Genomic DNA, 26,005 nt, shown 5'->3' with positions numbered 1-26,005 from the left:
CTTACGGGTCTTTATCGTAGCACTCGCGCGGCCGGGTGGCAGGGATGGCGTGCGATTTCATCCAACCGAAACGCGCGGGCGCCGGCTGCGGAGCGCGGTGCTCGGGCAGATCCGCCCGCGCCGGCTTCACAGGGGATAGACGCGGGTGGCGAGGCGCCGCACGAGCGCAGGGCTGTGCGAGACGAGGACGAGGCCCATGCGGCGCTCGTCGGCGATGGCGACGACCGCGCGCCAGAGCTCGGCCTGGGTCACGGCGTCGAGCATGGCGGTCATCTCGTCGCAGATGAGGTAGCGGGGCTCTGCGAGGAGCGCCCGCACGATGCAGCAGCGCATGAGCTCGCCCCCCGAGAGCTCGTGCGGGAGGCGCTCGAACCAGGCGTCGCGGATGCCGAAACGCTCGAGGAGGCCGGTCTCCCGGGCGCGCTCGAGGGCCGCCCGGCGGGAGCGCACCCCCGCATGCGCACCGCGAGCCCCCAGCCGCGGCACCCCTTCAACGAGGCTCCGCCCCATGCGCGCGAGCGGGTCGAACGCCTGCTCCGGGTGCTGGACGATGAGCTGCACGGGCCAGGGGCCGCGACCGGCGCGGGCACGGGCCGCGTGCGCGCCCGCCCGCCCCCCGTCCACGAGGACCTCACCCGCCTGCGGCTCCAGGTACCCCGCGAGCAGGCGGCAGAGCGTCGACTTGCCCGCACCGGACGGCGCGGCGATGGCCACGCGCTCGCCCGGCTCCACGGCCAGGCTCACCCGCTCGAGCACCGGGTGCCCCGGCACGTACGAGAAGGAGACATCGTGTGCCTCGAGGCTCATCGCTCCCCCTCCCCGCCGCGCGCCGCGGCGAAATCATGCTCGGGCATGGCGTGCCAGAGCGCGCGCGAGAACGGATGCGCGAGGAGCTCGGGGGCGGCGAAGTTCGCGCTCGCCGTCTCCTCGACCACCGTGCCCGCGCGAAACACCGCCACGCGGTCGGCGACGCGCAGCGCGAGCTCAAGATCGTGCGTGATGAGCAGCACGCCGCCGCCCGCGTCCGCAAAGGCGCGCAGGTCGCGGAGGGCATGCACCGCGAGATCCATGTCGAGGCCGGGCGTGGGCTCGTCCGCGACGATGAGCCGCGGTTCGTCCATGAGCGCGCACATGAGCAGCACGCGCCGCGCCATGCCGCCGGAGAGCTCGTAGGGGTACATCCGCTCGACCTCGGCCGCGAGGCCGTAGGCGTCGAAGAGCTCGCGCATGCGCGCCGTCCGCGCCCGGCGGCGCTCCCTGCCCGCCCGGCCGCGCCCGCAGGCGCCCACCACCTGCTCGCCCACGCGCATGAGCGGGTCGAGGCTGTCCACCCCCTGCGGCACGAGCGAGATGCCCCGACCGCGCAGGCGAGCGAGCTCGGCCGCGTCGCAGCGCCACCCCTCGAACCAGATGTCCCCCGCCACGCGCGCGTTGGGCTCGAAGCGCCCGAGGAGGGCGTCGGCGAGCAGCGTCTTGCCCGAGCCGCTCGCCCCCACCACCGCGAGGAGCTCGCCCGCGCGCACCGTGAGCGCAAGGTCGCGGATGACGGGCACCTCGACCTTGCGCGCCCGGAAGTACGGGGCAGCCGGGTCGTACATCTTGAAGCCGATCGAGAGGTGCTCGACGCGCAGGAGCGGGCACACCGGCGAAGCGCCGGTTTGCGCCGCGTCGCGCGCAGCCGCCTCGGAAGCATGATCCGTCATGCCTGCACCCCCTCGGGCGACATCATGCGGCGCAGCCACGCCCCCGCGCGGCCGAACAGCAGCACGACCGCAAGGAGCGCCGCGCCGGGGAAGACCGCGAGCCACCAGGCGCCCGAGGTGAGGTAGCCCATGGCCTCGGAGAGGATCACGCCGATCGCGGGCTGCTCGGGCGAAAGGCCGAAGCCGAGGAAGGTGATCGACGCCTCGTGCAGCACGGCATGGGGGAAGAGCAGCACGAGCCCCACCAGGTACTGCGGCAGCACATGGGGCACGACGTGCGCGAGGGCGATGCGCGCGGCCCCCGCCCCGAGCGCACGCGAGCAGGCGATGTAGGGCTGGGCGCGCACCTGGAGGATCTCGGCGCGCAGCACGCGGGCGAGGCTCGGCCAGTGGGTGAGCGAGATGCCCACCATCACGCCGAGCGTGCCCCGGCCGAGGGCGTAGCTGATGAGGATGAGCAACACGAGGTGCGGGATGCCCATCGTAAGGTCGATGAGCCAGCTCACCGCGGCATCGGCGCGGCGGCCGCCGAGGGCGGCGACCATCGCGAGCCCGAGCGCGATGACCGACGAGGCCGCGGCGGCCGCGAGCCCCACGACGACCGACGTCGAGAGGCCGGCAAGCGTCCGCGCGAGCATGTCGCGTCCCATCCAGTCGGTGCCGAAGGGGTGCGCGAGCGACGGCGGCAGGTTGCGCGCGGCGAAATCCACCGTCGTGGCCGCGCCCTCGAGCAGGCGCCCCGCGATGACGATGAGGACCATGAGCACCGCGACGAGCACGAGCACCGTCGCGAGGGCGCGCCGCCCGGACAGCGGGCCGTCCGCCGCCGGGGCGTGCAAAAGCGGCCGCGCCGCGTACGCGGCGGCATCGGCGCACGGCGCGCCCCCACCGCCCAGGGCGGCACCGGTATCCCGGACCCGCTCCGCCATCCTCATCGCACCTCCCCACGCAGCCGCGGGTCGATCGAGCGGCTGAGCACGTCCGCGAGCGCGTTGCCCGCGAAGACGAGCGCCGCCGTCGCGAGCGCGATGCCCACGAGCAGGGGCGCGTCCCCGCCGAGGGCCGCCGTGACCGCCGCCTGCCCGAGGCCGGGGTACGAGAAGACCTGCTCCACCAGGATCGAGCCGCCCACGATCTCGCCGATCTGCGCGCATTGCAGCGTGAGCGCCGGGAGCACGAGGTTGCGCAGGCCATGGCGGAACACGACCTCGCCCGTCCCCTCGCCGCGCGAGCGCGCGAACCGCACGTACTCGCTGCCCAGCACGTCGATGGTCTTCTCGCGCGTATGGAGCGCCACGTTGGCGACGCCGGTGAGCGAGAGCACGAGCGCCGGCAGTACCATGTGGTAGAGGCGCTCGGCAAGCGACACCGCGCCCGACGCCCCGATGGGCACCGAGAAGCCCAGCGGGAACCAGCCGAGGTACACGGAGAAGACCATGAGCGCGACGAGCGCGATCCAAAACGTCGGCGTTGCGGAGAGCAGGTAGCAGTAGGCGCACACGGCGCGGTCGACCCAGCTGCCCCGGCGCGCGCCGGCCGCGACGCCGAGCGCCAGCCCCACCGCGCCCGCGATGAGCCAAGACGACGCGAGCAGCAGCGCCGAGTTCCCGAGCCGCTCGCCCACCACCTCGGCAACCGGCGCGTTGAAGCGCAGGCTCTCGCCCAGGTCGCCCCGCACCGCATCGGCGAGCCATGCGCCGTAGCGCTCGAGGAGCGGCGTCCCGGCATCCCAGCGCTCCGCAAGCTCCGTGCGCCGCTCCGGGCTCATCGCGGCATAGGCCGCCTGCCCCACGTTCGCCTGGACCGGGTCGATGGGCGAGACGCTCACCAGGAAGAACGTGAGGAAGCTCACCGCCAGCATGAGCAGGGCGAAGCGCGCCGCCGCACGGGCGACCACACGCGTCATGCCCAGCTCCAGCGGTCGACGTTGTTCACGAGCGACCAACCGTGACCATGGGGGTGCGGCTTCTGCTCGGCCACGTCGAGCCCCGTGCGCTTGAAATAGAGGTGGTCGACGTTGGCGACCCACGCCCAGGTCGCGGCGCCCTCAGGCGCGAAGCCGTCCTCGCCGTCCCAGGCGGCGAGCTGCCAGTGAACATAGGAATCCTCGATGGCCTGCTGCGCGAGCGCGTCGTCCAGGTGGCCGTCGATGGCGGCGCTCTCGTAGCAGGCGTAGTTGCCCCAGCCGGTCGAGTAGTTGAGCGCGTAAACCTCGACGGGCGAGTTGGAGCCCCAGCCCCAGAGCACGGGCGCTTCGTACTGATGCGGGTAGATCTCATCCCAGCTGCCGCCGCGCGGGCTCACCTCGAGGCCGAGCTGGGCGAGCTGGGCGGCCACCTCGTAGGCCATGGCCTGGCGCACGGAATCGTCCGAGGCGTACCAGAGGTCGAAGGCGACGCGCAGCCCGTCCTTCGCGCGGACGCCGTCCTCGCCGGGAACCCAGCCCGCGGCGTCCAGCAGCGCGCAGGCGCCCTCAGGGTCGCAGGCGACCTCCATGTCCGCGCTCGACCACGGCATGCCGTCGCTCACGCTAAATGCCGGCGCGCCGAAGCCCTCGAGCACGTGCTCGATCACGCGGTCGCGGTCGAGCCCCATGATGATGGCGCGGCGGACCGCGACGTCGCAGGTCACGTCGTTGCCGGCGGCATAAGCCACATCGCCCTGCCCGGCTTTGGTAGCGCCGGCGGGGACGGCGGGCAGCGAGATCCCGCGCGAGTCGACCGTCGCGTAGTTCACGAGCTCGAAACCGTCGAAGGCCTGGTGCGCATGGGTCGCGTACGTGTAGGCGATGTCGACCTCGCCCGCCTGCACCGCCGCGAGCGCCGCGTCCTCGTCCATGAACACGACGACGACGCGCTCCATGCGCGGCGCCTCGCCGTAGTACGACGGGTTCGCGCGGAAGATCGCCTGCTGGCCGCGATCCCAGCGCTCGAGCAGGTAGCGGCCGGACCCGACGGGCGCCGCCCCGTACCCCTCGCCGTAGGCGTGCGCGGGCACGATGCCGAGCACCGCGAGCGTGTAGAGTAGGGCGTTGTAAGGCTTGTTCAGGTGCAGCTCGACGGTCGCGCCGTCGAGCGCGACGGCCTCGTCCACCATGGAGAGGTCCGACTCGAACGTGTCGCTCGCCACGGCGGAGTTCACCGTGAAGGCGACGTCCTCGGCCGAGAGGGGCTCCCCGTCCGAGAAGACCACGTCGTCGCGCAGCAAGAACGTCCAGGTCAGGCCGTCCTCGGAGCACTCCCAGGACGTAGCGAGGTCGCCTTGGAAGGCGAGGTCGGCATCCGTGGTGATGAGGGTGGACTGGATGAGGGGCTCATGGATGTGCTCGCCGCACCCCCACGAGACGAGGGGGTCGAAGCCCGCCGCGGGCTCGCTCGTGGGGCTCATCGCGACGATGACCTGGTGCGCGGAGTCCACGTCGCCCGCAGCCGCAGAGCCGCTCGAGCCGGCAGTCCCCTGCCCCGAGCCTCCCGCGCATCCCGCGGACGCGAGGGCGGCGGTTGCAGCGAAGGCCGCGGTGCCCGTGAGCAGGCATCGGCGCGTGATGGTATCCGAATGGTGTGCGCTCACCGCATCGTCCTTTCGGTGTTACGAATTAAGCAAAACGTGTTACCGAAAGGATGATAGCAGAAGCCCGCGGCGGGATGGGCGCACCGAACCCCGGCGCGTCGCCGGCAGCCGCCCGGTACGCCTACAGCCCCAGATACGCGAGCAGCTCCGCGCGCGCGTTGGGAACCACGCCGTCGATCGCCGCATCGAGCGCGCGGGAGAGCAGCGCCCCCACCTGCCGCCCGGGCTTGACGCCCGCCTCGATGAGGTCGCGCCCGCTCAGATCGAGCGTCGATGTGCTGTACGGCTCCCGGTTCGCCACGAGCTCGCGCACCATCTCGCGCATCCGCTCGATGTCCTCGACGTAGTAGAAGCACGACGGCGCCTTGCCGAGGGTGTCCGCGCGCTTGAGGTCGAGCAGCTCGTTCATGAGGCGAACCGTGTCGAGCCCGGACCCGGAGAGGCGTCCCATCATGCGCAGCAGGTCGGTGCGCTCCGCCTCGAGCGGGCGGTCGTGGTAGCGGATGAGCAGGCACGCGTCGCGCACGAGCGCGCCCGGGCAGGCCAGGCGGCCCATGATGGCGCGCGCGGCCTCGGCGCTGCGCTCGGGGTGCCCGTAGAAGTGACCGTTGCCGCGCTCGTCGAGGGTGAAGCACGCGGGCTTCTCGACATCGTGCAACAGCGCCGCCCACATGAGCGACGGGGACGGCGCGGTGTCCGGCCCCGCCCCGTCCACGCGCGAGAGCGAGAGCTCGCCGGCGACTGTGAGGACGCGCGCGGTGTGCTCGTACACGTCGAAGGCGTGGTAGCGGCTGTGCTGGTCGAACCCCCGGCACGCGGCGAGCTCGGGGATGGCGGCGCACATGAGCTCGGGGTAGTGCAGGAGCGCATCGCCGCCGCGCCCCGTGGCGAGGATGCCATCGAGCTCCCAGCCCACGCGCTCGCGCGCGACCGCGTCGAGGAGCGGGGCGCAGGCCGCGAGCGCCTCGGCGGTGGCCGGGTCCATGGAGAAGTCGAGCCGGCAGGCGAAGCGCACCGCCCGGAGCATGCGCAGGGCGTCCTCCTCGAAGCGGCGGCGCGGCTCCCCCACCGCGCGGATCTGCCGCCGCGCGAGGTCGCCCGCGCCGTCGAAGCAGTCGAGCAGCCCGCGCTCCGGATGCCAGGCCATCGCGTTCACGGTGAAGTCGCGCCGGGCGAGGTCCTCCTCCACGGTGCGCGCCCGCTGCACGCTCTCCGGGTGCCGGCCGTCCGTGTAGAACCCGTCCAGCCGGTACGAGGTCACCTCGATGCGCTCGCCGCCCGCGATGGCCGCGATGCCGCCGAACCGCACGCCCGACTCCACCACGCGGATGCCCGCCGCCTCGAGCGCCGCCTCGTTCTCCTGCCAGGAGCCCGCGCAGCAGATGTCGACGTCGTGGCTCGGCGCGCCGAGGAGCGCGTCGCGCACCCATCCGCCCACGATCCACGCCTCGAGCCCGGCGCCCTCGAGGGCCGCGAGCACGGCGAGCGCACCCGCGCTCGGACGGGTTCCGTTCAGCGCGGGCGCCGGCACGGAGGCGGCCCCGGCGGCCTGCTCGAGCTTCGCATCCATCGCGCGCCTCCTGTCTCCTCGCGGCGACCCCGCGCCCCGCGCCGGCCAGCCGCCTCCACAACCTGCAAGATGGCAGCCCGACATGCGTCCGGGCCGCCGGCCACGCCCGCGCTAGCAGGCGAGCGTGCCCATCGGGTCCCACGGCGCGAGCACGGTGGGCTCGGCCTCATAGGCCGCCAGCTCCTCGTCCGTGAGGTACTTCTTATCGACGACGACCTGGTAGACGTACTCGTCGAACCAGGCATCGGACGCGACGTCGTAGCCCTTCTTGCCGTGCTCGTCGCTCCAGCTGTTCTCGATGCGCCAGCGCGTGGGCGCGCCGTCCTCGTCAAGGTTCACGCCCTGCAGCGTCATGGCGTGCGTCATGACGGACTCGCCGTAATCCAGGCGCGCGGCCTTGTCGAGCCCCGTCTCGATCGGCAGGCCGAAGAGCGTGTCCACGTCGAGCGCCGCGGGGTCGAGCACGCCGTCGGCGGAGAGGAACCCCTGGTCCACGTCGGAGCCGAACCACACGGGCAGCCCGTCCTTCAGCTGCGCCACCGCCACGCGCTTGAGCGCGTCGATGGGCAGGTTCACGTAGCGCACCGTGCCGTCCTCGACCACGTTGCCCAAGTACTTGACCGTGTACGAGCGCAGGTACGGCTTGTCGGCCGTGGGCGCGCTGATGATGGAGACGTAGTCGTCGAGGTTCATGTCGACGAACTCCGCGAAGAACTGCTGGGGCGTGTAGGTGCCGTTCGCCTTGAGCTCGTTCTTCTCGTCGCGGATGCGCACCTCGAAGCTCGCCGGCGGCTCGCCCAGGCAGATGGCGAGCATGCGGTAGACGCCCTCCATGAGCTCCTGCTTCACCGCTCGCGCCTCATCGGCGGTCGCACCGGCGGCGAGGGCGTCGCGCAGCCGCTTGGCGCCCGCGCGGAGGTAGCGCGTGAGGTACTTGTTCATGTCGCCCGTGTTGCTCGAGCAGACGGTCTCCGGCATGGCCTCCTTCGGCACGACGCCGTACTTCTTCACGAGCGAGCGGAACATGTCCCACTGGCCGCCGTCGCAGAGCGGATCGGCGAGCAGGTAGGCCACCTCGCGCGAGGTGAGCTCCTCCCCCGCCGTGGCGATGATGTTCTCGAAGAACCAGTTCGCGCGCTCGTACTTATCCCAGAAGAGCGGGTAGGCCTGGGAGAGCTCGAAGGTCTTGATGCCGAGCTTCTTCATGATGCGGTAGCGCATGGTGTTCAGGCTCGCGAACATCCAGCAGCGACCCGAGCGCTTCTGATCGGTGATCTCGCCCTGCTCGAGCTGGATGTCGAAGGTCGTGGTGGCAAGCGCCGCCACCTCGGCATCGCGAGCGGCAGCGCGCACGCCGGAGGAGGTCACGGCGTTGCGGGCGATGCGCGCGCAGATATCCGCCTCGAGCGCCTCGCGGCAATCGGCGGTGAATTCAGGCGTCAGAGAAACTCGTTGATCCATAGGAGCTGGTTCCCTTCCTTGCTCGAACGTACATATCGACCCCGCTAGCATACCCTCATTGGGCGCCCCGCGACAGCAAAAAAGCGCCGCGCCCCCGAATCGAGGAGCGCGGCGCCTGTCTTCGGCATTGAGCCGAGGCTGTCCAGCGGAACTAGAGCTTGCGCACCGTGACGCGCTTGCTGTACTCGTCGACATGCGCGAAGTCGCCCAGGCCGACGCTCTCGGCCACGTTGGCGCCCGTCGCCATGGCGAGTTTCATGGCCTCCTCGACGTTGTCGCGGTCGTGGTACCACTTGAGCAGGAACGCCGCGAGCGTGCAGTCGCCGGCGCACACGGAGGACACGAGCTTGATGTTGAAGTCGCGCTTCGCGTACCAGATGTCCTCGCCGTTCGAGAAGTAGGCGCTGCCGCGGCTGCCCATGGTGAGCAGCACGTTCTGCACGCCGGCCTCATGGGCGAGCGCGAGCGCGCGGCGGGCGTCGTCGTCGGTGTCGATCTGCACGCCGAAGATCTCGCGCATCTCGTGGTGGTTCGGCTTGATGAGCAGCGGGTGCGTGGCGCAGAGCGTCTTGAGCTTATCGCTCGAGAGGTCGAGCACCACGTCGGCGCCGCGATCCTGCGCGTGCTTCACGACCTGGTCGAGGAAGTCCTTCGAGGCCTTGCGCGGCAGCGAGCCGGAAACGATGAGGCACTCGAGGTCGCCCGTGGTGTCGAGGATCTTGTAGAGCTCCTGCTCGCCCTGGGGCGTGAGCACAGGGCCGGGGTTCAGGATGCCGTACTCGTTCTCGCCGTCGTTGAAGTAGGAGTTGATGCGCGTGACGCCGTCGATCCAGACGGGGCGGCACAGGCAGCCGGAGTTCATGGTCTCATCGACCACGTACTTGCCGGTGAAGCCCGCGAAGAAGCCGAGCGCCACCGAGTCGACGCCGAACTTCTTGAGGGCGAACGACACGTCGAGGCCCTTGCCGTTGGCGGTATAGCTCGCCGACATCGAGCGCACGTTCTCGTTCGGGATGAGCGAGGGGCAGGACACGGTCATGTCGACGGCGGGGTTAGCGGTGAGCGTGTAGAACATGAACAGCCACCTTCCTTTCACAAGAAAACTGCACGGCGCAAAGGATAGACGCGCCGTGCAGCGAATGCAAGCGAAGTTGCGAGAGCTTTCCGTTCGCTAACAAACGGAACGCTCCCGCTCAAGGCCGGGACGCGGGCCGGGCAGCCCGCCCGCACCCCGGTCGCACAATGCGCTGAACGCCTACTTGCGCGAGGCCTCCTCGAGGGCAGCCTTGACCTCTTCGGCGGTCTTGAGCTGTATGACCTTCTCCTCGAGGGCGTCGGCGTCGGCCTTCGTCCACTGCGAGATGGTCTTGCGCGTGCGCAGGACGCTCGGGGCGGAGACGGAGAACTCCTCCATGCCCCAGCTGATGAGCAGCGGCGTGAGCAGCGGGTCGGCCGCGGCCTCGCCGCACATGCCCACCATGATGCCCTTCTCGACGCCGCTCACGATGATCTTCTTGATGGCGCGCAGCACCGCCGGGTAGTACCAGCTGTAGAGGTAGGCCACCTTGTCGTTACCGCGGTCGGAAGCCATGGTGTAGCCGGTGAGGTCGTTCGTGCCGATGGAGAAGAACGCGGCCTCGTCGGCGAGCAGGTCGGCGATGTTGGCGGCGGCGGCCGTCTCCATCATGACGCCGACCTCGATGTCCTTGTTGTAGTCCACGCCCTCGGCGTCGAGCTCGGACTTGCACTCCTCCACGAGCGCCTTCACCTGGCGGAGCTCCTCCATGCAGGTGACGAGCGGCACCATGATCTTGATGTCGCCGAACGCGCTCGCACGCAGGAGCGCGCGGAGCTGGACCTTGTACTCATCGGGGTTGTCCAGGCAGTAGCGCACGGCGCGGTAGCCCATGAAGGGGTTGTCCTCCTTCTGGAGCTTCAGGTACGGGATCTCCTTGTCGCCGCCCACGTCGAGCGTGCGGATGATCACCGGGGCGCCCTTGAGGGCGAGCGCCACGTTCTGGTAGGCCTGGAACTGCTCCTCCTCGGTGGGCAGCGAGGTGGCGTCCATGAAGAGGAACTCGGTACGGAACAGGCCGATGGCCTCGCCGTCGTGCTCGAGCGCGGCGGGGACGTCGCCCGGGCCGCCGATGTTCACGGCGAGCACCTTGTGCACGCCGTCAGCCGTGGCGGTCTCCTTGCCGCGGAAGGCCTCGAGCGCGGCCTTCTCGGCCGCCATGGTCTCGGCCTTGGCGGTGTAGTCGGCGAGCGTGGCCTCATCGGGGTCGAGGATGACCTGGCCGTGCGTGCCGTCGACGATGGCGCGGGCGCCGGGGCGCATGGCGGCGCAGCTGTTCACCACGGAGAGGACGGCCGGGATCTCGAGGGCACGGGCGATGATCGCGGAGTGCGAGGTACGGCCGCCCACCTCGGTCACGATGCCGGCGACGTTGTCCTTGTCGATGGTCGCGGTCATGGACGGGGTGAGGTCGTGCACCACGATGACGGACGCAGGCGGGAGCGTGGAGAGGTCGACGACCTCCTTGCCGAGCAGCTCGCACAGGAGGCCGGTGCGGATGTCGGCGATATCGGACGCGCGCAGGCGGAACATCTCATCGTCCATGGCGAGGAACATGTTCTCGAACATGGTGCTCGCCTCGACGAGGGCCTGCTCGGCGCAGACGCCGTTATCGATGAGGCTGTTGATCTGGTCCGTGAGGCCGGGGTCCTTCGCCATGGCGATGTGGCCGACCATGATCTCGGCCTCGTTCTCGCCCACGGTCTCCTTCATGTGCTCGGCCTGGGCCTCGGTCTTCTTGCAGAAGGCGCCCAGGGCGAACTGATAGCGCTCACGCTCGGCGGTGCGCTGATCCTCGGGGATCGTGACCGGATCGAACGTCAGGTCGGGCTCGACCGCTACGACGACGGTACCGATGCCGATGCCCTCGGATGCGTTGACTCCCTCGAACATTGCGTGTCCTCTCTCCGTGCATTGCTGCCAAGGGGGCAGCTCAAAAAAGCGCAGGCACCCGCAAAAGGCACCTGCGCTCACCTGATGAACTACTTGCTCACGACGCCAGGCGGGGCAGCGTGCTACTCGCCGAGGCCGCTCTTGATGAGGTCGATGGCGGTGGTGAGGGCGTCAGCCTCATCGGCACCGTCGCAGCGGATCTCGACCTCGGTGCCGCAGGGGATGCCGGCGGCCATGAGCGCCATGGGGGACTTGCCGTTGACCTCCTTCTCGGGGGTGACGACGGTCACGTCGCAGGCGAACTTGCCCATGGTGGACGCGAACAGACCCGCGGGACGCATGTGAAGACCCTGGGGGTTGATAAGGGTGACCTTCTCAGAAACCATAGCTTGTCTCCTTCTGTTCTACACGCCAGCGACGGCCGACCCGCCGCGAGGCTGACATACGACAGGATTAGTGTACCTCAAACGTGTGCTAAAAGTAACAGAATACGAATGATGGCGGGTGTTTGGACGAGACGGAAACATGGCGGGCGGAGGGCGGGGTGGACGCGGCGGCGGAGGTGCTGCTTTGCGGCCGTGTGGAGGGGCGGTATCGAGGTACGATGCCGGAATCAGGCATAGGATGCAGTTCGAGATGCCTGGCCGCAGCCACTGGAGAAACGCTATTCACGTCGCCCCCCCTCCACACCAACCAACTACAGGCCCATGTTTATAGCCTCACCTTGGCGGGAGCAGGGTGCTCTTCGCGGAACCGTTTCACAGGGGTCGGCTCGTCCCCATACAACCGCTCTGCAGCCTCCGGACAAAGAGCGCGCAATAATGCAACGGCATCTTCATCCGCAGCGAGCGGCGATGGCCTTCCATTTTGTGGATCAAACAGGCGCTCAGCATGAGCGACCCGGTTGCGCACGCGAAGAATACCGTCCAGGCGCGCGGCTGAAGATTCCGGCGATCAGTCCCCTTCGGCCATGCTCGATAGAGGAAGGTTCTCCAGATAACCGCTTCACGGGAACGATCCGAGAGATGAACCCAAAACCCCAGCGTAAGGTTAGATACAACCGAACCGGACGTTGCGCCACTTGGCAGTCGCCCGATCACCGCGTCGATCGCCTTCCGGTTAATCCGGTTCGCGTCGAGTTCTCCGCGCTTCGACCTCCGCATAACAGGCCTGCGCGCAGGCGATGCGTCGTCCAGCAACCAATGCGCATCACCATGCCAGCCCTCACACATCACCCTGTCGTAGGCGTTGCGCAGCGCAACCTCAAAGTGGGAGATATCGCGCATGAGCACTTGCCCGAGCGCAACGTTCCATTCATAGAGCGCAAGTGCACGATCGATGTCGCCCTCGCAATCCGCAAGATAGGGTGCAAGGCGCTCGGACGAAAGCCAGCGTTCCGCCCATGTCCTAGTCGAGCAGTTCGAAATGTTGTCGCCTTGATGGAGAAGAGGCTGTTCGGACGCGAATGCCATCGAACACCTCCAATAGATATGATTGAGGCCCGGTGACTTGCGTGCAGAGGTCATTCCCGGACCCATCGCTTTATATCGTACCCACTTTCACGAAAGCCGACAAGCAAAGTTAGGGGAAACACGCCTTACACCGCAACCGTCGCACAAGCCTCGTCGAAGTAAACTATAAGCGGTTCCGAGATATGCAGCTCACGCACGCGCCGAGAAGGTGATTCCCGTGATGTATCCGTATATGACCCTCGAAGACGGGACGGAAGTCACCCATTCCCAGATTCTGCACGAGGATGGCCTCGACAAGGTGCTCGTCCATTTCGAGCGTCCGAACGAGCACGGCTTCGACTCCGCTCGCTGTGAGCTGCCCTCGTATACATGGACCGCATGGGAGGGCGCGTTCTCAGACGCGGAAGTCGAACGGTTCGAAGAGTTCCTGCGCGACAACGCCCACCTCCTGTATCGCTACGCGTCAAACGGAGGGCTGAAGGTTGCCTAGCCTGTTTCTTGTCGGCGGATACCGGAGCTTCTTCTGGTCGAACGAGAACAACGAGCCCGTTCACGTTCATGTTTAAGTGCGGGCGCGGCGGGGTTCGTCTATAATCGGGGGCACGGCAGCATAGTCCGTCACATGCGCCCATAGCTCAGCTGGATAGAGCAGGAGACTTCTAATCTCAAGGTCGAGGGTTCGAATCCCCCTGGGCGCACCAACCGAACATGAGCGCGACCCGGATGGCAGCATCCGGGTCGCATTCGTTATGGGCGTCCGCTCCCATGATGCAACACCTTGCGAGCATAATTATGCTATTGCTGATGCGGGTATACTAAAACCGTTAAAAGAAATAATAGATGCTAAAAAAGTTAAAAGCTGCTAAAATAAATAAAAGCATCGAAGGAGCGAAGCATGCAGGCATCAGATACCTCGATCCTCAAACCGTCAAACCCCTTCACCCCCATATTCGGCAAAGTCCCCCCCTATTTCGCCGGCCGTGAATCAATCATCGACGAAATCAGCTCGGTATTCCAAGATCCGGACAACAATCCAGACCGGTGCACGTTATTCGTGGGAGCGCGCGGGACGGGCAAGACCGCACTCCTCACGCACCTCGGCCGCATCGCCGAAGCATCCGGATGGATCTGCGCCGATGTCACCGCCTCGAATGACATGCTCGAAGAAATCCGAGCACAGGCAGAGCGCGCGACGCAACACCTCATCTACAAGGAGGACCAACGCACCATTACCGGTTTGAACATCGCTGGCATTGGGGGAATCTCGTGGTCTAAGGAAAATCACCGACCAGAAACGTGGCGTATCACAATGAGTGACCTGCTCGAAAAGCTCAGCGAGATGCACTGCGGCCTGCTCATCACCGTTGACGAGGTCGATCCGGACCTTGAGGCGATGGAGCGCCTCGTCACCACATACCAGCACTTTGTGCGTGAAGACCGAAAGGTGGCCCTCTTCATGGCCGGCCTTCCCCACCGCATCAATTCCCTCGTCTCCGGAGATTCAACCTCGTTTCTCCGCCGCGCTGCGCGCTATCAGCTTGGCTCCATCCCTCGGTATGAAGTGGTGGAGGCGTTTCGCCTCACCGTTGAGAGCGGCGGCAAGACGATCGACGATGGGGCGCTTGCGTACGCAGCGGACGCGATCGAGGGCTTTCCCTATCTCTTTCAGCTCGTTGGCTATCGCTCATGGAATGCGTCAAGCGACCATGGAGCCATCTCGCTTGAACATGTGCAGCAAGGCGCGAAACTCGCCCGCGAAGAGCTTGCGACGCGCATCTTTGACGCAACGTATTCGGAGCTCTCCGAACATGACAAGGCATTCCTCATCGCCATGTCCGAAGATGAAGCGCAGTCGAAACGCTCCGATTTGATGCAGAGGCTGCAGAAACCTTCAAGTCATATCACGGTCTACAAAAAGCGCCTCATCGAACAGGGCATTATCGAGGAGACACCTGGCGGCGCGTTCCGTTTTGCCCTGCCCGGATTCAAAGAGTATATCCGCGGGCAGGCGAGAGACGAGGCGAGCGACTAGCTCAGGAGCAGCTACACCCCACTACTGGTTGCGGTATGCCTCGCAGACCTCGGCGACGGGGCCCTCCATGCGCTTGACGCCCTTCTCGATCCACACGGCGGTCTGGCACAGGTTCTCAACCTGGTTGATGTCGTGGCTCACGAAGAGCACCGTGACCTTGCCGGTGTCGATGAAGCTCCGGATGCGGTTCATGCACTTCTCCTGGAAGAACACGTCGCCCACCGAAAGTGTCTCGTCGACGATCAGGATATCCGGCTCGGTCACCGTCGCGATGGCGAACGCGATGCGCGCCACCATACCGCTTGAGTAGTTCTTGAGCGGCATGTCCATGAAGTCGTGCAGCTCGGCGAAATCGATGATGTCGTCGATGTGCTCGTCGATGAACGTCTTCGTGTATCCCAGGAGCGCACCGTTGAGGTAGATGTTCTCGCGCGCGGTGAGCTCGATGTCGAAGCCGGCGCCGAGCTCGATGAGGGGCGCGATGTTCCCGCGCACGACGCACTCGCCCTCGGTGGGCTCGAGCACCCCGGCGATGATCTTGAGCATGGTCGATTTGCCCGAGCCGTTCGTGCCGACCAAGCCGACGACGGAACCCTTCGGCACGTTGAAGCTCACGTTCTTCAGCGCCTTGAATTCCTTGAAGAAGAGCTCGCGGCGCGCAAGCGCGATGAAGTACTCCTTCAGGCTGTTCAACTTGGCGCTCGCCATGTTGAACACCATGGTCACATCTTTGACCTCGATGGCATATTCCTGCTCGTTTGTCGCAATCTGCTCAGACATGGCCCCGCCCTAGATGTAGAGGATGAACTTGTGCTCGGTCTTCTTGAACACGAAGATGCCGATCGCGATCATCACAACCGCCCACACCACGCAGAGCGCGACCGTCTCGAAGGACGGAACCGTCTGCCACAGCACGATGTCGCGCATGAACTGGATGTAGTTGTACATGGGGTTCAGCCGGACGACCGCGAGCACGAACCAGGGCGCGTGGTTGTCGACGAGCATCTGCGCATCCCAGAACACCGGGGTGAGGTAGTTCCAAGCGGTGATGACCACGCCCCACAGGTGCATGACGTCGCGGAAGAACACCGCGGCGGCCGATAGCAGCAGACCCAGCCCGCTGCAGAACACCACGAGCAGCAGGAGGCAGACGGGCAGCAAGATGAAATGCCAGGTGGGTACCACGCGGAACCACAGCATGACCGCCAGGACGGCGACGAACGAGAAGGCGAAGTTCACCAACGCGAAGAGCACCTTCTGCACCGGGAAGAGGAAGCGGTCGACCTTGATCTTCTTCAGCAGCGAGGAGGCGTTGATGATCGAGGTCATGCCCTGATTCGTGGAATCGCTCATGAAGGCGAAGGTGATGTTGCCGATGATGAGGTAGAGCGGGTAGTTCTCGATGTTGTATCGGAACATGTACGAGAACACGACGCTCATGACGATCATCATGAGCAGCGGGTTGAGCACGCTCCACACCACACCCAAGATGCTGCGGCGATACTTGAGCTTGAAATCGGTCGAAACCAGCTGGCGAAGAATGAAGGCGTCCTTCGAGAACGTGCCCGAGACGTAATTCGAATGATTCGCTGAGCTATCTGCCACGATCGCTCCCCTACCTAATCTGTCGGTTCAGACATCGGATAATCATACCTGTTTTGCTTGGCGCAGCACCGCGCACGTACCAGGCAACACATTTCATCTGCCCTGCTTGCCCTCGCGCACCAGGTCATCGATGAGCTGCACCGTCGATTGGTACGCCACCCTGCGCGCGAACTGCTGCTCGGCGATGCCCCGCGCCCGCTTCCCCATGCGCTCGCGCGCCGCGGCGTCCTCGATGAGGCGCACGAGCGCGGCGGACAGCGCCGAGGCGTCGCCCGGCTGGACGTTGACGCCGAAGCCGTCCTCCTCGACCTTGTGGCGGAACTCCGCGCCCACTGCGGCGTTGATGAGGGGCTTCCCCGCGGCGAGATAGTCGCCAATCTTGGTCACGATGCTCTGCGCCGCCTTGCCCACCAGCGAGTTCACCAGGATGTCCGAGGCACAGAGGTACGCCGCCATCTTCCGGTAGGGCTGATACCCCAAAAACTCGACATCGCACCCGGTCTCGGACGCGGCCTCGAAGAGGTGCGCTCGCTCTCCCCCATCGCCCAGCAGTTTCAGCTTGGCCTCGGGGTGCGTGCGCTGCACCTCCGCCATCGCGCGGATGAGCGTGTCGATGTCGTAGCAGGCGCTCAGCGTGCCGGCGTAAGTCACCCAGAGCTCGCCGGCGGGCTTTTCGATCTGGCCGGCGAACTCCCGGGCACCTTCGTCAAATTCGTCGATGTCGTTGCCAACGTAGACGACGACCTTCGGGATGTCCTGGCGGCGATCCCTGAATGCGCGCGACGCGTACTCATCGGAGGTGCCCACCACAGCGTCTGCCAGGGCATAGGCCTGCTTCGCCTGCCGGTAAAACGGAGCGAAGAGCACGTCCGACAGCACGGGGACGTCCAGCGCCACGCGGAACGCCTCCGGCCAGAGATCGTTCACGTCGATCACGAACGGGATCCCGTAGCGCTTGGCGGCTCGCCCCGCCGCGAGCGTCGCGTCGTTGGGCGGGATCTGGCAGTAGATGAGGTCGTAATCGTGGTGCTGCTCGAAGTACGCCGTGAGGTTCTTCGCGGCGATGCGGTGCGACCAGATGCGCTGGGGGCACATGTTCGCGGGGTAGCCCGGCTCGTCGATGAAACGGACGGCGTAGGCGTCGGTCGCGGGGTCGAAGGATGCGTCGCGATGGCGTTTATCCCAATGCTGGAAGCGCGAGGTGATGAAGTCGACCTCGTAGCCGTGCTCGTGCAGCAACTGGGCAAGGAAGGTGTAGCGCGTCGCGCCCCTGACCTCGTCTCCGAGCTTCGCATCGATGCTGAACACCGCTATACGGCCTCGCGACGGCATCTCTCCCCCTTCCTGTAGCCCGGTGCCATATATCTCAAAACGTCATTGTATCGGAACGCGGGCGCGCGCACGCCGCCTACGCAATACCCCTACACGTGCCGGCGTCCGTGCAGCCGTCCGACGGTGTCATATCCGATGCCGAGCCGGTTGAGCACCAGCGCCTGACGGTAGCGCCGGTTGCCCCAGCGCCACTGCCCCTCGTCGATCCGCTTGAGTTCCTCGCGGAACGCCCGGGCGCGGGCGCGACCGCGGCGGCGGTCGTCATCGAAGAGCAGGGCGATGTTGTAGTGCGTGTCGATGATGAGGTGCACCTTGTACGCGAGGTAGGCAAGCGCCTCGGGCGTGAAGTCGTCTGCATGGGCACGGCATGCGCCCAGGTAGCGCAGGAGCTCGAGCACGACGCGCTCGTGGTCGTCCCAGCGCTTCACGTAGTTCGCATGGCTCACGCTCTGGTTCGCGTTGCCCACGAGATACTGGTAGACCTCGAGGTCGAGGAACACGATGCTCTCCGCCGGGACGGAAGCCTTCACCACGTACTCGTAATCCTCGTAGAACGTATGCTCGAGCAGGTGCACGCCCGCCTCGCGCATGAGCTGCGTGCGCACGGTGAGCGTGTGGATCATGATCTGGGACGAAATCGCGGGGTCGCGGCATACGGTCGAGAACGGCAGCACCTGGCCGGTGACCGTTCCCTCGACCAGCGGGAACAGCTTACTTGCGCCGGTCTTCATGTCGACCTCGCGCTTCTCGTCGACGACCAGATCCGCATCGAGCGAGCGGAGCTGCTCGATCAGGTGCACGAGTCCCTCGGTATCCACCCAATCATCGCCGTCCACGACGCGGAAATACGTGCCGGTCGCGACGGCGAGGCCGGTATTGATGGTGGAGCCGTGCCCGCCGTTCTCCTTGGAGACGAGCTTGAAGATGCGCGGCTCGCGGTCCACGAAGCGCTGCGCGATCGCGGGCGTGGCATCGGTGGAGCCATCATCGACGACGATGACCTCGAGCGCGTCGGCCAGGCGCTCGTCGCACATGGAAAGCAGCCCGCGCTCGAGATACGCCTCGACGTTGTACGACGGAACGACGATGGAAAGCACCTTAGCCATGTGGTCTACCTTTGCCTCTTCAGCTTTGCGTACAGCGAACCCAAGCGTGAGCGAACCACATGCACGAGCCTGCCCAGGACGAGCATGAGCGCGGGGCGGCCGGTCTTGATGAGGGCGAGACATGCCTCGAGCGCGACGCCTCCCCGGGAGTGGGCACCCTGCACGAGCGTCGTGAAGAGCGGATCGTCTGTGAGCGCCCGGCACCAGGCCACGCGGTCGGCATGGGACATCTCGGCGCGCTTGTCGCAGTTGCGCTCGAGCGCCGAGATGATGTAACGCCCGTAGAGCGAGCCCAGGCGGGAGCGGGTCTCCGCGCTGTCGAGCCCCCAGCGAACCTGCTGGTTATAGAGCGCCTCGATGCGCATGCGATGCTCGGAATAGTAGTTCTTGTCGAAGCGGTTTGTAAGGTTGGCGCGAAGGCGCTTCTTGTAGTGGTAGAGCGGCTGCGGGATGAAGACGGCGCGGGTAACGTGGTCGAATACCTCGACGTTGAACAGGAGATCCTCCGCGAGCATGACATCCGGGAACCGCGCGGACCCTATGACCTCGCGGCGGTACACCTTGTTCCATGCGTAGCCGTAGAGGGTGGATTCCTCCAGGTCGAGTATGGCGCGATGAAGCTCGTCGCCCGCGAGGACGCCAGATGCCGGCGGCAACACGTCCCGCGTCGCGCGCAGTGCACCCGCAGCATCGTACGTCTCTTCCCGACAGCCGAAGACCGCGACGTCAGCGTCCGATTCCTCGAGCGCACCGAGCGCCTCGGGCAGCAGCGCGGGTTCGAAGTCGTCATCGGGGTCGAGAAACCAGATGTATTCGCCGCGCGCGTGCGCCAGGCCGGTGTTGCGCGCAGCAGCAGCACCGTGATTACGGTCGTGGTGAACGGGCCTCACGCGCGCATCTTGCCGCGCCGCGCGAGTGAGAGCCTCAGCCGTCCCATCGGTCGATGCGTCATCGACCGCGATGAGCTCCCAGTTTTCATACGGCTGAACCCGCAGGCTCTCGATTACGGCGCCGAGGTACCGCTCGACGTTGTAGCAGGGCATGATGATGGAGAGCGGCGCGTTGTACTCATCGATTCGCCCATCGTCAGCACTGCTCGCTCCAGCAGCATCTTCCTTCACTGAGGACATGAGACCCGACTCTTCGACAACGTCGTTCGGACGCAACTCGCTCTCCCCTTTATGCCGAAACCGGCATTGCTCGCCCATACATTAAGACATGCCCAGATAGCTCTTCCAAAATGAAACGCTCGTAAGCTTCGGCATTGCGCTCTTATATTCCCTATGCAACGCGGATCTTTTTTTACCGTAGGCACGCTTCGCCTTTTTCCAACGCGCGCGAAGCGAGCGGTATCGGTCGCGGTCCATGAAGCGAACATGGGCATGCTCGCCCTCGCGATCACACGCCACTAGGATACGCGTCCCAACCTGATCGCGCGAAGCCGCTGGACCAGGCCCGTAAAACACAGTCGCCGGATCATCTCGCAAAAGAGCATCGGGAAGCTGATGGCGGTTGTACGGAATCGCTCGAATCACCTTCATAAAGATAGGAGACGGGCGTGTGTCATGAAGAACTTTCATATCTGGCGAGAACTTCAACAACTTATCGGCAAATTCAGGATGATTCACCGCGGCTTCCCTCAAGGCATCTGCAAGAGGAAGCAACTTCTCGTTTTTCACGCTATTCGCCTTAAGAATCTCCTCGCCATTCGCCGTGCAAAGAAAATCTGGACCCTTGAGATAGTCCTCTAGCGCTGAAACAATGAGATCCGCCAAATCGTACGCCATCGCACGCAGGGCAACGATAAACATCCGCTCGGTTCGTAGGAAGAATATCGTCTCGTTGCTCTTATCGTCGCACGCCATCATAATCATGAAGTTCCGAATATATTGATAGGCATCTACCGAAGCACGGTAGCGGCCGTCAAATGCCTCATGCCAAACGCATATTCCGTTCATGCACATGTAAATGGGATCGCAGCGCATACCGTACTCAACATCATCGCAGCGAACAAACACGGGGAGCGGTAGGCCCTTTTTCCTCACCATCTCAAGCGGAATGCAAGAATACCACCAGGCTCCGTATGCATTCGGCACCTCGACATCAACCGTCTCATTCAAGGCGATATCTGCCAAACTGGTCATGCGGAGGGAGCCTTTGCACCTATCAAATTGACCGTTATTCAGCACGTGCGCCACATCTTCATACTGAACATCCGGCTCGGAAAGCTTAAGCATCGCCCCGTTAATGAAGGCGTCTCTATATGTGTCGCTCACAAGCGAAAGCAGGTTAAACGTTCGCTTTATGCTTTCAGGAGACATGCGCACGTCATCATCCATCAGCAGAACATGAGAAAAAGAGCTCTCATCCTCGAGCGCCGAGATCATGCCACGTGCAAAACCGCCAGCACCGCCAACGTTATTGTTTGGAATCACCGTAACGAGCTCATCGCTCAATTCGACAGCCGGAAGTGTCCTGCCGTTGTCCACAACAAACATATGGAATTTACCGGCTATAGGATCTGAACATGCACCCAGCGAATCCTTTATAGCTTGTATGTTTGGGATAACGTACGCCTCTTTTTTGAACGTCGTTGTAGCAAGCGCGAGACGAACAGATCGAATCGCATCTTCATCCACCTGTGCATACCAATACGCATTGCGTATCCGAGTCGTCCCAGACGATTTTAGAATCGGCCCAACAACAGCCCATGTATCAAATGTGAATTCCAGCTCAATCGGCGTAAACGCGTCGGATCCCGCAAAATGGAATCTAACTCCAGTTTCTGAAGGCCCCAGCGTGTGATCAAGAGGCTCAGGCTCCGTCAATGGGGTCATCGGAAGTGACTTTGCAGCATCCAAAGAAACGCCCATCATCTCTATGTCGCACGCATCGCCTGCCAACTCTACATGAAGGTACGCGCGATCAAGCCCGGTATATTTCCCCCACTTCGAGCAAGAAAACCCATTAAAATACGTCATCAAATCAAGGGAGCCGCTGAACGAGAGGGCAGATTCGCTCGCCTCATGAACCGGCACATCGGATGCGCGGTACAGCATTTCGGGATACGAAGACAGGAAATCGTCGATTTCAAGCAAAATGTTTGCCAGCTTGAAGGCAACCATTATTCCGGCACACTCCTCTTGTTACGCTGTCGAGAGTAACGTAAGGCGCACATAACTGCACGCCTTACGTTGTATACACTGTCAAACGCTATGCAATTCCGAGATAGTTCTTCCAATATGGGATAGAAGTAATCTCGTCTTTCACAGCGGCATATGCTTTGGTCAACTCATCTTTATGAGCCTTGTAATACTTCATATCCCGCTTATATCGACTCCAAAGCTCCTTGAACTTCGCTTTATCCTTATGCCGAATAGCGGCAGTCTTCGAATAGGTATCCACCGCAATTAACACCTCGGCTCGGCGAATCTTGCCTGCCGGATACTCCCAGCCACGGGCATCGATGATGCCGACCTTTCCAGAAATCGCATAATCCTTAATGCGTTGACCGTTGAAGGTAACGAGATCCTCCGCGCGCTCCTTACTCGTTCTCGGAATATCAAGCGTCACGCGATCCGCGGTCAGATGATCGAGATCCACACCATAGCTCAGCGCTTCTTCTCGAATCTCATCGAATGGACGAAGCTGTTCCTTCACGCGATTAGCATGCATAAACCGTTCTTCCGCAACGGGCTGCATGATGAACGAAGGACCCTTGAGATAATCCTCGAAGCCCTCCAATGCAAGCTCGGCATTCGCATAGCAGAATTTCTTCAACTCAAGTTGCACATTATGGAAAAATTCCTCAGTGAAATCAGACAAGGGAGCAATGCCAGAGATACTCTGTGCAACGAAAGCATTTCTAGTTGTCTGGTAGCGTTCAACCGCCGCGTTATAACGATTGTCAAACGCACTGTGCCAGACGCAAATCCCATTCATAGTGATGAAGCCCGGGCGGCAACGAAGCCCGTACTCAACATCATCATAACGCACAAAAATGGGCAACGGTAAGCCATGTTGCTTAATCGCGGAGACCGGGATGCAGCAATACCACCATGCAGCATACTCTTGCTGCCTATCAGCATATGCGGGGATAGACGGGGGCTCCCGATATATTTCATTCGAGATGACATCATGCAGATCGTTCATGCGCATGACGGGCTTCATGGGTCGACAGTGACCGTTAGACGTAAGAAATCCGGTGTCTTCCCAACGGACTTCAGGCTCATCCATCTTCATCATGGCGCCACTTACAAATGCGCCCTTATACTCATCGTTTACAATGCGCAGAAGATTATATGTGCGCACGATGCTTTCGGGAGAAATGATAACGTCGTCATCCATCAACAACACGTGGGTTGCTTGAGGCTCCTGTTCGAGCGCGGCAATCATACCACGCGCAAAGCCACCGGCACCCCCTACATTATTATTCGGATAAATCGAGACACCCGAGCCCTGGAGCCGATCGACGTCCAACGAACGACCATTATCAACCACGTGCATACGGAAGTGGCTAGAGATATCTTCGTCCGAGCCGACGATACAATCCTTGACGAGGCGAATATTGCGCTCGATATACCCTTCTTTCCTAAACGTAGTAGTTGCGAGGGCCAGTTCAACGGGACGCAAAGAGGACTCGTTGATCTCCGTGTAATAATACGCATTGCGAATTGAAAGCGCTCCCGAAGAACTCACTGCCACGGCATTCAGCACATCCTGATCGCCTACGACCAGCTTGGCATCATAGGACGCCCATTCCTCAGACGCCGGGTACGCAACCTCAGTCCCCTCGATAAACTCCGCCGTATCCCACGTGAACGAATCGGCTCGCGTCTGAACGACGGAACACGCCGCCCCGCGCAACTCCATATGGATGTAAAACTCCTTGGCAGCAGTGTACTTGCGCCATTTTTGCGTAGAAAGACCTCCGAAGAAGGTCGTGAAATCATACGTCCCCGCATCAAAGAAACGCATAATCCCCTGTTCAACCCTATATACAGACGTGCTTCTGCAGCACAGCGTGGGCTCCCGCACAAACTGCGGGAGCTCTTCAAGAACAATATTTGCAAGCTTGAACCTCATCATGTAGGCCTTTCATCATTCGAATTCAGACCTCATGATTATATCCAAGGGAAGCACTAGTCGATAATTTCATACAAAACCATATCGCCATCCCGTAAAACTTCGACGAAGCCTGGTGCATCCTTTTCAGAGATGTTTTCCAAACCAGCGAAATCGCCCTCTTTATTTACCGGAGTAGGCAAGAAGCGCCGAGACTCCTGGGAATCATCCCCTTCATCGAGCAAGAGGACATATTGAACATCGGCATCGCGTATGGCCTGAGCAACCGAAGGATCAGACTCCCATTCGTCTACACGCAAACGCAGCAGTCTGCTGGTCTCCGAATCCGTACCGGTGTTCTGGCCGAAATAACGGTAATAGACATTCATGTCATAAAGCCCGTAGGCAAATGCGCTTCCATCATAGGGCTGGTTGAGAATCACGGCGTCATCGGGAACGATTTCTTCAACTTCTTGCAGAAATGCTCGTTCCCCACTCGTCAGAACATTCTCGACCGTCGTGCTGTTGGCAACCGTATATTTCTCCTCCAGCATTCCGAAAGCCGTTTGGACAGGCTGCAGAGAAATCGTGAAATTCGGATAATAAATTAGGCCGATGAGAAGCACTCCGGCAGCGATAGAGGCGCCAACACATGCTCCATCATGCCCCTTGGCGGAAATAAGGTCGAATACCTTTGCACAAACTCGGAACAAGGCATAAGCACCCATGCAAGCGAGTGGAATCCCCACAAATACCATCGAGGCTGCAATGCGATACGAATCCGTATACCAGAACCCCGTTAGCACATGCTTCAAAACGCCATCGCTCGTTGCGCATACATAATATTGGAAGGCAACAATCACATACGAGACAATCAGCCATCGATTACGCTTCGAATAGATGGCGAAAGCCATGCCCGCAACAATGAGAACAGCAAGAAGAGGCTGCACATAGTCTGAGGAAATCGCACAGCAGAGAATATTGATGACCGCCTGACGCTTTGACAAGAACGAAGGCCAGTTAAAGGTGACGATAGGCTGCATGAAGGTTGCGTGATATAAGAAGGCCCAAACCGCAACAACAAACAACAAAAAGCCGGCAACGGCCCCCACGCGAAGCATGCCTAAGCGTCGCTTGCCCACACGCGTGGAAGAAATCGCCCATAGCCGTGCAACGCAATATGGAATCAGAACAACCCCGCAAGTAAATACCGCATTGGTTTGCATGAGAGTCATATCAATCAGCGTAACGAAGCTCAGGCCGCCGAAAATGAAGCGATCCTTTAGATTCGCTTTATCCTCGGTAAGCTTGATGAACGACCCGATGAAGGCGGGGGCAATTGCAAACGAAGAGAGATTTGAGTACAGAGGTCCGAACTCGAGCAAACGCCACGGAAACGATTGAAACGCCAAAATCAGCACCGGAGCGAATATGAGCCAACGCCGATTGCTCTTGAAGAGCCCGAACAATAGAGCGAGCATCCCAAGTGGGAAAATCACAAAAGACAGAACTGTATTGAGTGCATTGGCTGCGAGGGCTGGAGAAACATTCAGGGTTGAAGTCAGGAGCGCGGCTAGGCAATGCCATGTCGCGGGATAAAAGTTAATATCACCTGATGGGGGGATAAAATCAGCATCAGGATAGACGGTAGGACCGAAAACCGAGTATATGCCGGTACTTGCATAGCTCCGGATTAGACTCAAATTCCAACCATTATCATATTCTTGAATGAAAGAATCTGGACCATCAAGCTGCTTGACAAAGATGGCGAAGCCGAGAACCAATGAAATGACAATGGTCAGACCGATAATAATCACTTCGTCACGCGAGCGCGAATACGATTGGATGGCCTTATCGTTGTTTGTTGAGCCCTCATGCGTAATCAAGAGCTTCTTTCGAACGAAAACAGCAACAAAGAACACAATGGAAATGAGCAGTAAGGGAAGAAACATCGTTGCAAGCGATGCATGCACCCCCAGCGCGCCGAACAATACGCCCATCGCGATGAGCCAGATGATTGAAATCGGAGCAGCAAAACCTAGTGCGCCCCACGCGGGAACAGAAAGGCTCTTCAATACCATGAAGCCGGGGATTAGCAAAATCCCGATACCAAGCACGAAAC

The 26,005-nt window shown here is 62.7% G+C and carries 22 protein-coding genes and 1 tRNA gene; 4 read left to right on the top strand and 19 right to left on the bottom strand.

What is annotated here, in order from left to right; genetic code table 11:
* Window positions 1-126: 126 nt before the first annotated feature.
* The 11 genes from B5G02_RS03555 to B5G02_RS03505 form a co-directional block, all read right to left on the bottom strand.
* Window positions 127-807: an ABC transporter ATP-binding protein gene (locus tag B5G02_RS03555; RefSeq protein ID WP_094335220.1), complete on the bottom strand. Its 681-nt coding sequence runs from the start codon at window positions 805-807 to the stop codon at window positions 127-129.
* Window positions 804-1,703, bottom strand: a complete 900-nt coding sequence (locus B5G02_RS03550; RefSeq protein WP_094335219.1) for an ATP-binding cassette domain-containing protein — start codon at window positions 1,701-1,703, stop codon at window positions 804-806. The genes B5G02_RS03555 and B5G02_RS03550 overlap by 4 nt, the downstream gene beginning before the upstream one ends.
* Window positions 1,700-2,632, bottom strand: a complete 933-nt coding sequence (locus B5G02_RS03545) for an ABC transporter permease (protein WP_094335218.1) — start codon at window positions 2,630-2,632, stop codon at window positions 1,700-1,702. The genes B5G02_RS03550 and B5G02_RS03545 overlap by 4 nt, the downstream gene beginning before the upstream one ends.
* Before the next feature lie 2 nt (window positions 2,633-2,634).
* Window positions 2,635-3,609, bottom strand: coding sequence for an ABC transporter permease (locus B5G02_RS03540; protein ID WP_094335217.1), 975 nt, complete (start codon window positions 3,607-3,609; stop codon window positions 2,635-2,637).
* Complete coding sequence (locus B5G02_RS03535) at window positions 3,606-5,273, bottom strand: ABC transporter substrate-binding protein (RefSeq protein ID WP_094335216.1); 1,668 nt, start codon at window positions 5,271-5,273, stop codon at window positions 3,606-3,608. Before B5G02_RS03535 ends, B5G02_RS03540 begins: the two co-directional genes overlap by 4 nt.
* Before the next feature lie 121 nt (window positions 5,274-5,394).
* The gene (locus B5G02_RS03530) at window positions 5,395-6,843 is read right to left on the bottom strand and encodes a CCA tRNA nucleotidyltransferase (RefSeq protein WP_094335215.1); all 1,449 of its coding nucleotides are present in this window, start codon (window positions 6,841-6,843) and stop codon (window positions 5,395-5,397) included.
* A 111-nt stretch (window positions 6,844-6,954) separates the two neighbouring features.
* Complete coding sequence (locus B5G02_RS03525) at window positions 6,955-8,304, bottom strand: aminopeptidase C (RefSeq protein ID WP_094335214.1); 1,350 nt, start codon at window positions 8,302-8,304, stop codon at window positions 6,955-6,957.
* A 151-nt stretch (window positions 8,305-8,455) separates the two neighbouring features.
* Window positions 8,456-9,379: a 1-phosphofructokinase family hexose kinase gene (locus B5G02_RS03520; RefSeq protein ID WP_094335213.1), complete on the bottom strand. Its 924-nt coding sequence runs from the start codon at window positions 9,377-9,379 to the stop codon at window positions 8,456-8,458.
* Window positions 9,380-9,559: 180 nt separating this feature from the next.
* Complete coding sequence (gene ptsP / locus B5G02_RS03515; RefSeq protein WP_094335212.1) at window positions 9,560-11,272, bottom strand: phosphoenolpyruvate--protein phosphotransferase; 1,713 nt, start codon at window positions 11,270-11,272, stop codon at window positions 9,560-9,562.
* Window positions 11,273-11,394: 122 nt separating this feature from the next.
* A complete protein-coding gene (locus tag B5G02_RS03510) occupies window positions 11,395-11,658 on the bottom strand; it encodes an HPr family phosphocarrier protein (protein ID WP_019238723.1) in 264 nt (87 codons plus the stop codon).
* 372 nt (window positions 11,659-12,030) lie between these two features.
* Window positions 12,031-12,744, bottom strand: a complete 714-nt coding sequence (locus B5G02_RS03505; protein WP_094335211.1) for a hypothetical protein — start codon at window positions 12,742-12,744, stop codon at window positions 12,031-12,033.
* A gap of 220 nt (window positions 12,745-12,964) precedes the next feature.
* Here B5G02_RS03505 and B5G02_RS03500 point away from each other — a divergent pair, with 220 nt between their 5' ends.
* The 4 genes from B5G02_RS03500 to B5G02_RS03485 all read left to right on the top strand — a co-directional run bounded on the left by B5G02_RS03500 (window position 12,965) and on the right by B5G02_RS03485 (window position 14,776).
* Window positions 12,965-13,234: a hypothetical protein gene (locus tag B5G02_RS03500; protein WP_094335210.1), complete on the top strand. Its 270-nt coding sequence runs from the start codon at window positions 12,965-12,967 to the stop codon at window positions 13,232-13,234.
* Entirely contained in the window at window positions 13,227-13,310 is an 84-nt protein-coding gene (locus tag B5G02_RS10285; RefSeq protein WP_143758282.1) for a DUF4160 domain-containing protein, read from the top strand. The genes B5G02_RS03500 and B5G02_RS10285 overlap by 8 nt, the downstream gene beginning before the upstream one ends.
* A gap of 58 nt (window positions 13,311-13,368) precedes the next feature.
* A tRNA-Arg gene (locus B5G02_RS03490) sits at window positions 13,369-13,445 on the top strand.
* Window positions 13,446-13,639: 194 nt separating this feature from the next.
* On the top strand, window positions 13,640-14,776 hold the full coding sequence (locus B5G02_RS03485) for an AAA family ATPase (protein WP_094335209.1): 1,137 nt from the start codon (window positions 13,640-13,642) through the stop codon (window positions 14,774-14,776).
* A 21-nt stretch (window positions 14,777-14,797) separates the two neighbouring features.
* Here B5G02_RS03485 and B5G02_RS03480 read toward each other — a convergent pair whose 3' ends face one another.
* From B5G02_RS03480 to B5G02_RS03445, 8 genes are all read right to left on the bottom strand, one after another.
* Entirely contained in the window at window positions 14,798-15,556 is a 759-nt protein-coding gene (locus B5G02_RS03480) for an ABC transporter ATP-binding protein (protein WP_019238726.1), read from the bottom strand.
* Between the two features lie 9 nt (window positions 15,557-15,565).
* Complete coding sequence (locus tag B5G02_RS03475) at window positions 15,566-16,381, bottom strand: ABC transporter permease (protein ID WP_094335208.1); 816 nt, start codon at window positions 16,379-16,381, stop codon at window positions 15,566-15,568.
* 93 nt (window positions 16,382-16,474) lie between these two features.
* On the bottom strand, window positions 16,475-17,713 hold the full coding sequence (locus B5G02_RS03470) for a glycosyltransferase family 4 protein (RefSeq protein WP_241146155.1): 1,239 nt from the start codon (window positions 17,711-17,713) through the stop codon (window positions 16,475-16,477).
* Window positions 17,714-17,802: 89 nt separating this feature from the next.
* Window positions 17,803-18,819 carry a glycosyltransferase family 2 protein gene (locus tag B5G02_RS03465; protein ID WP_094335206.1) on the bottom strand — a complete coding sequence of 339 codons (1,017 nt, stop codon included), beginning with the start codon at window positions 18,817-18,819 and terminating at the stop codon, window positions 17,803-17,805.
* 5 nt (window positions 18,820-18,824) lie between these two features.
* Window positions 18,825-19,949 carry a glycosyltransferase family 2 protein gene (locus B5G02_RS03460; RefSeq protein ID WP_241146154.1) on the bottom strand — a complete coding sequence of 375 codons (1,125 nt, stop codon included), beginning with the start codon at window positions 19,947-19,949 and terminating at the stop codon, window positions 18,825-18,827.
* Between the two features lie 81 nt (window positions 19,950-20,030).
* Window positions 20,031-21,944, bottom strand: a complete 1,914-nt coding sequence (locus tag B5G02_RS03455; protein ID WP_094335205.1) for a glycosyltransferase — start codon at window positions 21,942-21,944, stop codon at window positions 20,031-20,033.
* 88 nt (window positions 21,945-22,032) lie between these two features.
* Window positions 22,033-23,904: a glycosyltransferase gene (locus B5G02_RS03450; protein WP_206383735.1), complete on the bottom strand. Its 1,872-nt coding sequence runs from the start codon at window positions 23,902-23,904 to the stop codon at window positions 22,033-22,035.
* A gap of 56 nt (window positions 23,905-23,960) precedes the next feature.
* On the bottom strand, window positions 23,961-26,000 hold the full coding sequence (locus B5G02_RS03445; protein ID WP_143758280.1) for a DUF6541 family protein: 2,040 nt from the start codon (window positions 25,998-26,000) through the stop codon (window positions 23,961-23,963).
* Between the last annotated feature and the right edge of the window lie 5 nt (window positions 26,001-26,005).

The sequence above is a fragment of the [Collinsella] massiliensis genome, assembly GCF_002161605.1.
GTDB lineage: Bacteria > Actinomycetota > Coriobacteriia > Coriobacteriales > Coriobacteriaceae > Enorma.
The sequence above is the reverse complement of the archived record's forward strand: the minus strand, read 5'-3'. Positions and strand labels throughout refer to the sequence as shown.

Coding starts and splice junctions, on each gene's coding strand:
- B5G02_RS03480 (WP_019238726.1), bottom strand. CDS start 15,556: ATGTCTGAGCAGATTGCGACAAACGAGCAGGAATATGCCATCGAGGTC.
- B5G02_RS03525 (WP_094335214.1), bottom strand. CDS start 8,304: ATGGATCAACGAGTTTCTCTGACGCCTGAATTCACCGCCGATTGCCGC.
- B5G02_RS03470 (WP_241146155.1), bottom strand. CDS start 17,713: ATGCCGTCGCGAGGCCGTATAGCGGTGTTCAGCATCGATGCGAAGCTC.
- B5G02_RS03500 (WP_094335210.1), top strand. CDS start 12,965: ATGTATCCGTATATGACCCTCGAAGACGGGACGGAAGTCACCCATTCC.
- B5G02_RS03455 (WP_094335205.1), bottom strand. CDS start 21,944: ATGGTTGCCTTCAAGCTGGCAAACATTTTGCTTGAAATCGACGATTTC.
- B5G02_RS03485 (WP_094335209.1), top strand. CDS start 13,640: ATGCAGGCATCAGATACCTCGATCCTCAAACCGTCAAACCCCTTCACC.
- ptsP (WP_094335212.1), bottom strand. CDS start 11,272: ATGTTCGAGGGAGTCAACGCATCCGAGGGCATCGGCATCGGTACCGTC.
- B5G02_RS03555 (WP_094335220.1), bottom strand. CDS start 807: ATGAGCCTCGAGGCACACGATGTCTCCTTCTCGTACGTGCCGGGGCAC.
- B5G02_RS03540 (WP_094335217.1), bottom strand. CDS start 3,609: ATGACGCGTGTGGTCGCCCGTGCGGCGGCGCGCTTCGCCCTGCTCATG.
- B5G02_RS03545 (WP_094335218.1), bottom strand. CDS start 2,632: ATGGCGGAGCGGGTCCGGGATACCGGTGCCGCCCTGGGCGGTGGGGGC.
- B5G02_RS03510 (WP_019238723.1), bottom strand. CDS start 11,658: ATGGTTTCTGAGAAGGTCACCCTTATCAACCCCCAGGGTCTTCACATG.
- B5G02_RS03505 (WP_094335211.1), bottom strand. CDS start 12,744: ATGGCATTCGCGTCCGAACAGCCTCTTCTCCATCAAGGCGACAACATT.
- B5G02_RS03550 (WP_094335219.1), bottom strand. CDS start 1,703: ATGACGGATCATGCTTCCGAGGCGGCTGCGCGCGACGCGGCGCAAACC.
- B5G02_RS03530 (WP_094335215.1), bottom strand. CDS start 6,843: ATGGATGCGAAGCTCGAGCAGGCCGCCGGGGCCGCCTCCGTGCCGGCG.
- B5G02_RS03450 (WP_206383735.1), bottom strand. CDS start 23,904: ATGAGGTTCAAGCTTGCAAATATTGTTCTTGAAGAGCTCCCGCAGTTT.
- B5G02_RS03465 (WP_094335206.1), bottom strand. CDS start 18,819: ATGGCTAAGGTGCTTTCCATCGTCGTTCCGTCGTACAACGTCGAGGCG.
- B5G02_RS03460 (WP_241146154.1), bottom strand. CDS start 19,949: ATGTCCTCAGTGAAGGAAGATGCTGCTGGAGCGAGCAGTGCTGACGAT.
- B5G02_RS03520 (WP_094335213.1), bottom strand. CDS start 9,379: ATGTTCTACACGCTCACCGCTAACCCCGCCGTCGACATGACCGTGTCC.